The following is a 7,561-nucleotide window of genomic DNA, read 5'->3' as shown; positions in this document are numbered from 1 at the left end:
AAACTGTAGCAGATCTTTGCAAGGAAAGCCTTTCTGTTTGAAAAAGTTCGACTGCTTTAGTGCTTGGCCGATCTTATGTTCCTTGAAAAAGTTCGCAACGTAATTGGCTGACTTATTTTCAGCAGCCGTATTTTCTGATAAAATAGAAGTCACAAGAACACCCTTCTTTCCTTGGTATAATGGGTTTTTGTCACTTCTATTTTACCAGATTGAGGGGTGTTTTTGTTGTTAGATTTCAGATTTACCAAGGGTTTGAGGGCATTTTTCTAGTGCGAAAGTTGAAAACCTAACTTTGCACCTGCCGGCGGATTTGTTCGACAACATCCGGGTTGGCCAGGGAGGTTACGTCACCAACATCCCCCCGGTTGGAAATGGATGCCAGGATGCGCCGCATAATCTTACCGGAACGAGTTTTGGGCATGTCGGGAACTATATGCACACTTCTCGGCCGGGCGATTTTACCCACCACAGTGGAAACGGCCTGGGAAATTTTTACCGCCAGTTCCTGGCTGGCCTCATACCCGGGTTTCAGGGATACGTACAGGTCCGGTACCGTACCCTTGATTTCATCCTTGGCGGCAATAACCGCGGCTTCCGCCACTTCTTCAACCGTAAGGGCGGCGGACTCGATTTCCTTGGTACCCAGCCGGTGCCCCGCCACGTTGATAACATCGTCAACCCGGCCCAGAATGCGGACGTAACCGTCGCTGGACATCACCGCCGCGTCGCCGGCCATGTAGGGCCAGTCGCGCCAATCTTTGCTGTTGGGGTCTTTGTTGTATTTTCCATAATAAGTGCTTACATAACGGTCCCGGTCCTTCCAAATGGTCTGCATCTGCCCCGGCCACGGGTTTCTGATGCAGACGTTGCCGGCTTTGCCCTCACCGGGTTTAATTTCATTCCCCTCATCATCGAAAATTACCGGGTGGATGCCGGGTACGCCGGGGCCGGCGCTGCCGGGTTTCATGGGGCTCAGGCCGGGCACGGTGCTGCACAGGAACCCTCCTGTTTCCGTCTGCCACCACGTGTCAACGATGGCTGCCCTGCCTTTGCCCACCACGTTGTAGTACCATCTCCAGACCTCGGGCTCGATGGGTTCACCAACCGTGGTCATGTGTTTGAAATCATAATTATACTTGGCGGGCTCATCCGGACCAGCTTTTCTTAACTGACGGATTGCAGTCGGTGAGGTGTGGAAGATGTTTACATCCAGTTCTTCGGCGATGCGCCATACCCGCCCGGCGTCCGGGTAAGTTGGAACCCCTTCAAAGATTACAGTGCTTGCGGCAGCTGACAGGGGGCCGTATACGATAAAGGAATGTCCGGTGATCCAGCCGATGTCGGCCATGCACCAGTAAACATCTTCAGGGTGAATGTCCTGGATATTCTTGGACATCCAGGTTACGTAGGAAAGGTAACCGCCGATGCTGTGCTGAACGCCCTTGGGCCGTCCCGTTGAGCCGCTGGTGTACATGAGGAAGAGAATTCCTTCAGCCGGCATTGATACGGGCTGTACTATTTTTCCCCGGTACTGCTTGACAAGATCGTCCATGAAGTAGTCCCGGCCTTCCACCATGGGAGCCGCCGACGAATATTTGCCGGGATAACGTCTCCACACCAGAATTTTATCGACATCCTGCCCCAGCTTTTTGGCCACTTCAACGGCCTGGTCGCCATTGACTTTATGGTCAAGCAGCTTGCCGCTCCGGTAGTAGCCATCAATGGTAATAAGCACGCGGCTTTCGGAATCCCAGATCCTCTCGCCGCAGGCTTGGCCGCTGAAACCGGCAAACACCTGGGAGTGGATAACCCCCAACCGGGCGCAGGCCAGCATGGTAATGGGCAGTTCCGGGGTCATGGGCAGGTGCAGGGTGACCCGGTCCCCAGCTTTCAGGCCCACAAAGTCCCTTAGTACTGCGGCGGTTTCATTAACCCGACGGTACAGTTCTTGGTAGGTCATGTGTACAATCGGCTCATCCTCGGGTTCGGGAACAAAGTGAATGGCGGTTTTATTTTTATACTTGTCCAGATGTCTGTCCACGCAGTTGTAACTGGCATTTAGCTTCCCGCCTACAAACCACTTCCAGCACGGGGCGTCGCTGGTATCCAGCGTGGTATGCCAGTATTGATCCCAATCCAGCAAGTCGGCAAACTCTTTGAAACACTCCGGGAAGTTATCCAAACTGAAACGTTCAAAAATTGACGGATCGGTTAAGTTGGCCTGACCCACAAAACTCGGTGGCGGGTAAATATACTCTTCTTCTTGCCAGTGCACTGCATAGTGCTTTTCGGACACAGTATCAACCTCCTTATAAAAATAATATAAGTCCGCAAGATCAAGCATGACCCTATATATATAATAAGATATACTATTAAAAAAATTAAGAAAATTCAGCCAAGTGGTTTTATTTTTAATCTGAACGGTTTTTCCAAAATGTTATCCGTTGAGGTCTGCATACTTTTGCCTAAGGGTATAAAAAGTAGCTTAAGTCAATAAACCACAAAAGTAAAGCCGGGCCACATAACCCGGCTTGAAAAGAATGTTTTTTATAGTTAATTGTTCGCTGCAATGTTATAATCTTCACAGGAAAGGAAATCTTCCTTTGAATGGTATCCGTAAGGGACTTCGCCGTCTTCCCCCTGGGTGATGATTTCATTACAGATGTTGCGGACATGCTCACTGATACGCAGGAAAGAATTAATCAGATCCAGGTGCAGCGCACTGGTAGAAAGGGAAAGCGTTTTGCCCTCCTTGAGCCGGTTAAAGTGTTGCGCCCGCAAGCGCCTTTCCATCCGAACAAGTTCGGGGTACAGTTTCATGGCCTTATCCGCCAACTGCACATCATTGGTGGCCAGTGCTATGTTGGCCATTTGTAACAATTCACAGGTGCGCTGGTGCATATCGTTGATCTCTTCCCAACCGGCCGCGGAAAACTTACATCCCTCGGCTATTTTACAGCTTGCGATGTAAGTAATGTCTCTTTCAATGATATCACCGATTATTTCCAGGTCATTGGTTATATGCATATAGCCCATGCTGCGTAAAAACTCTTGCTTGGATAGTGGGTGGCGCATTACCTGGGTCAAATAATTAGATAAAGATTTGCAAAGCACATCCAGGTAATCCTCTTTCTTGTTAATTTTATCTAATAGATCAATATCGCTCTTTTCAAAAATGGTGATAATGGCGCGTGTCATATCCAGTACCTGGTCCGCGGCGTGGTTGATTTCTTTGGAAGCCAGTCCCAGGGCAATTGACGGTGTATTGATTAATTTCTCATCAAGATATTTGGGTTTCAGTTCTTCTTCCGTGGCCGTTTTGCGTTCCGGCACTATTTTTTCCAGTAACTTGGCGAACTGGTTGATAAACGGTAAGAACAATATGGCAATGCCTATATTAAACAGCGTATGGGCGTTGGCCACCTGATACCCGGGTGAGGCGGTAAGATTGGTAAGCAGTTTGGCGTACGGGGTAACAAAGGGAAAAAGTACCAGTACTCCGGCTATTTTGAAAAGCAGGTGGGCCATGGCCACCCTTTGTGCCTCCCGGGAAGAACCAAGACTGGAGAGCACCGCCGTAAATGATGTGCCGATGTTGGCACCAAACAATAAGTAAATAGCGGATTGTAGCGATACCAAACCCTGTATGGCCATGATCATGATGATACCCACTGATGCCGCACTGCTATGTACGAGAAAAGTAAATAAAGCTGCGGCGGCGATGGCCAGCAACGGGTAATCGCTGGAATTCATCAGCATTTGGCGGAAAAAAGGTTCATCCCTGAGCGGATGCATGGTGTCGGCCATAATTTTTAGCCCCAGGAAAAGCAACCCGAATCCCAGCAAAACTTGGCCGATACGCCTGTATTTGTCTCGCTTGCTGAAAAAAATAATCGTTGCTCCAACACCGACAATAGGTAACGATATTTCCGTAATTTTAAGCGCAATCAACTGCGCTGTAACGGTGGTGCCGATATCCGCACCCAGAATTACTCCAAGAGTTTGTTTCAATGTCATAATGGAAGCACTGGTAAGCCCAACCAGTATAACGGTGGTGGCGGTGCTGCTTTGAAAAAGCATGGTAACCAGTGCGCCCACTATCAGCGCGGTAAACCGGTTGTGTGTAAGCGTACCGAGAATGTTGCGCAGCCTGTGTCCGGCTATTTTTTGCAACCCTTCGCTCATGATAAACATACCGTAAAGCAATAAGCCCATGCCACCCAGTAATCCCAGTACAACAGTTTTCCATAATTCCAAGACTATTCACCTCCCGGAACTTTAATCAAATTATGATAAAATTATTTAAATAAATGTTAAATAAATATTAATTTTTTGTTAAGATTATTGTACCATGTTTCACATTATTTTAGCAATAAATAATTTTTTTTACTTTATAAGAGTGTGTAGAAGAACATAAACCTTCTAATACTCTTATGATATTTTACACAAAAATTCTGCCAAATAAAAAGGATTTTATGGTTTATCGTCGAAAAACTAATTTAAAATAATTGGAATCAAGGACGAATCTTCTTAATGCGTAAAGTTGCCACAGACCGGTTGAAACCGGGTATGAAAATCGGCATTTCGGTATTTAATGCCAACGGACAAATATTACTGATTGCCGGTACTATTTTAACTGAAAAGTTTATTAAAAGATTGGCCAAATTAAATGTACCTGCAGTATATATAGATGATGGATTTTTGCCGGATATAGAGATTGACGATGTTGTAACCGAAAAAACCAGGACCCAGGCCATTCAGGTTACCAAAAAACTATTTCAAGACTTTCACTTTACCAGGACTTTGACGGGCCTGGAAAAAATTCAGGATGTAATCAGTACTATTATTGATGATTTGCTCAATAATCATACCATAATGCTTAATCTGGTGGATATTCGCAGCACTGATGAGTATACCTTCGGGCATTCCGTCAATACGTGCATTCTATCATTGATTACCGCCATCCATATGGGTTTCAATCACAACATTCTTCGCCGTCTGGCCATGGGCGCCATCATGCATGATTTGGGAAAAATATTGGTGCCGTCTGAAATACTGAATAAACCAGGCCGGCTAACGGCGGAGGAGTTTGAAGTTATTAAGAAACACTCCGAATCCGGGTATAAAGTACTTACCCGAAAAAGGAATTTTTATACCATTTCGGCCCTGGTTGCCCTGCAACATCATGAAAGATATGACGGTTCCGGATATCCCAACGGATTGACGGGAGACGAAATTCATCAATTTTCCGCTATTGTGGGTCTGGTCGATATGTATGATGCGCTAACCGCCGACAGGGTATATCGTAAGGCGTATTCCGCATACGAGGCTTACGAGATGATTTCCGCCCTGGGCGATTATATGTTTGATTTCCAGGTGGTGGAATCTTTCCTGCACCACATCGCTGCTTACCCCGTAGGTACCCTGGTAGAATTGAATACCGGGGAAATTGCCGCCGTGGTTGACAACCGGCCCGGGTTTTCCATGCGCCCCAAAATAAGGGTATTATTTACACCGGACATTGAACCTTTAAAAATACCTTACGAAGTAGACCTTGCCTCTGTAACGAATATCACCGTTGTTAGAATTATCGATGATGATGAAGAACTGGGTGCTCTCAAGCGCAAGGTTAGCCAATTTTAATAGTTTGCTTGCTAACACTATGCGTTGAGGCCACCCTGTGAGACAGACCGGTTAAAAGTTGTATATAATTTAAAACCCCATCCTCGGATGGGGTTTTAAATTGGGTACATTCGGCGTTCCGTCTGGGTATCTTGATCAATTCTTTAACTTTTAGTTACTTGCTGCTTTTTTACTTCTTCTTCCCGCAATATGCGCCTTAAAATTTTCCCGACAGTGGTTTTGGGTAATTCTGACCGGAACTCCACCAACCTGGGCACTTTATATTTAGCCAGGTTGGCTTTGCAGAATTCGATGATTTCTTCTTCTGTGGCTTGCTGACCTTCTTTTAGAACTACAAAGGCTTTGACGGTTTCACCGCGATAGGGGTCCGGCACCCCGGCCACCACCGCTTCCAGTACCTTGGGATGTTCAAATAAAACTTCTTCGATATCCCGTGGGTAAATATTATACCCGCCGGCAATAATCATGTCTTTTTTTCGATCCACAATATAAAAATAGCCTTCCTCATCCATTTTGGCGATGTCGCCGGTGTAAATCCACCCGTTGCGTAGTGTTTTGGCCGTTTCTTCGGGCATATTCCAGTAGCCTTTCATGACCTGGGGTCCTTTGATGCAGAGTTCGCCCACTTCGCCCGGGGGCAGTTCCCGCTCGCCGGTTTCCAGGTCAACAATTTTGCAGTCCGTATCCGGCAGGGGTATGCCGATGGAGCCCGCTTTTCGTTTGCCCAGCATGGGGTTGCAATGGGTAACCGGGGAGGTTTCCGATAGGCCGTATCCTTCTACCAGCAAGCCTTCGGTTATTCTTTCAAATGTTTCGGCCACTTCCACCGGCAGCGGAGCCGAGCCGCTTATACAACCCTTGATGGTATTGATGCCGTATTCCTGTACGTTTGGATAGTTGTTTATGGCTATATACATGGTGGGCACGCCGGGAAACAATGTTGGTTTGTATGCCTTGATAGTTTCCAGGCATTGCTTAATTTCAAACCGCGGCGTGACAATCATGGTGGCAGCGTAGATTATGCTCAAATTCATGGCCGTGGTCATACCGTAGGAATGGAAAAACGGTAATACGCACAATACTTTCTCGTTGCCGTATTCCAGTTGTTCAAACCATTCGGCCACCTGCAGGGCGTTGGCGGTAATGTTGCGATGTATCAGCATGGCACCCTTGGATACTCCCGTGGTTCCGCCTGTATACTGGAATACCGCTACATCTTCGTCCATATTTACCGGAACCTGGGTGAATTCCGGCGGGTATTTCATCAACAGTTCTTCCGCCTTCAGCACACTTCCATCTGCTGTGCCGGCGGGCTGACCCAGCGCGAATAGGATAACATTTTTCAGCTGCGTTACATTTTGCACGTTTTTAATCCGTGGGTAAAAAGCATCGTAGGCAATGATGGTTTCCGCTTCGGAATCGTTTAAAACATGTTCAAGTTCCCTTTCCACGTACATGGGGTTGACTTGTACCACTATAGCTCCCAATTTTAATGTAGCCATAAAGCCAACGATATATTGAGGGCAGTTTGGCGACATTATAGCTACCCGGTCGCCTTTCTTGATACCTAGATCCGCCAGGGCGGCCGCAATTTTGTTCACCATTGCCGCCAGCGTTGGGTATGATAGTTTGACACCGGCAAATATTACGGCGTCCCGTTCCGGTAAATTTTTAGCGGAACGGTCAAGAAACTGCGGCATGGTTAGGTCGGGGTAATCAATATGCTGGCGTACATTTTGATCATAACTTTTAAACCATACCTTATTTGAATCTACCAAAAAGTAACACCTCCTGTATGAATGAATGAGCATTCAATTGGTTATTTATCAATTAAATTTCTATAAAAAATTAATTAATCCTTCTGTAAATTAAAAATATTTAAAAAAAACAATAATATGAGTTGTTATGAGCATCACAA

At 46.5% G+C, this 7,561-nt stretch carries 4 protein-coding genes; 1 reads left to right on the top strand and 3 read right to left on the bottom strand.

Annotated features, from left to right (window positions below; all coding sequences use genetic code 11):
- Positions 1-286: 286 nt before the first annotated feature.
- Entirely contained in the window at positions 287-2,296 is a 2,010-nt protein-coding gene (gene acs, locus BM299_RS14480) for an acetate--CoA ligase (RefSeq protein WP_245779791.1), read from the bottom strand.
- Positions 2,297-2,553: 257 nt separating this feature from the next.
- A complete protein-coding gene (locus tag BM299_RS14475) occupies positions 2,554-4,257 on the bottom strand; it encodes a Na/Pi cotransporter family protein (RefSeq protein WP_092485845.1) in 1,704 nt (567 codons plus the stop codon).
- Between the two features lie 276 nt (positions 4,258-4,533).
- Here BM299_RS14475 and BM299_RS14470 point away from each other — a divergent pair, with 276 nt between their 5' ends.
- On the top strand, positions 4,534-5,643 hold the full coding sequence (locus BM299_RS14470) for an HD-GYP domain-containing protein (protein WP_092485843.1): 1,110 nt from the start codon (positions 4,534-4,536) through the stop codon (positions 5,641-5,643).
- Positions 5,644-5,786: 143 nt separating this feature from the next.
- Here BM299_RS14470 and BM299_RS14465 read toward each other — a convergent pair whose 3' ends face one another.
- Complete coding sequence (locus BM299_RS14465) at positions 5,787-7,421, bottom strand: long-chain-fatty-acid--CoA ligase (RefSeq protein ID WP_245779790.1); 1,635 nt, start codon at positions 7,419-7,421, stop codon at positions 5,787-5,789.
- Positions 7,422-7,561: the final 140 nt, after the last annotated feature.

Origin of the sequence: Desulfoscipio geothermicus DSM 3669 (assembly GCF_900115975.1) — a bacterium.
Taxonomy (GTDB): domain Bacteria; phylum Bacillota; class Desulfotomaculia; order Desulfotomaculales; family Desulfallaceae; genus Desulfoscipio; species Desulfoscipio geothermicus.
Note: the sequence above shows the minus strand (reverse complement) of the source record. Positions and strands in the feature narration are given on the sequence as shown.

Excerpts from the sequence above, each read along its gene's own strand:
- BM299_RS14470 (WP_092485843.1), top strand. The coding sequence starts at position 4,534 with ATGCGTAAAGTTGCCACAGACCGGTTGAAACCGGGTATGAAAATCGGC.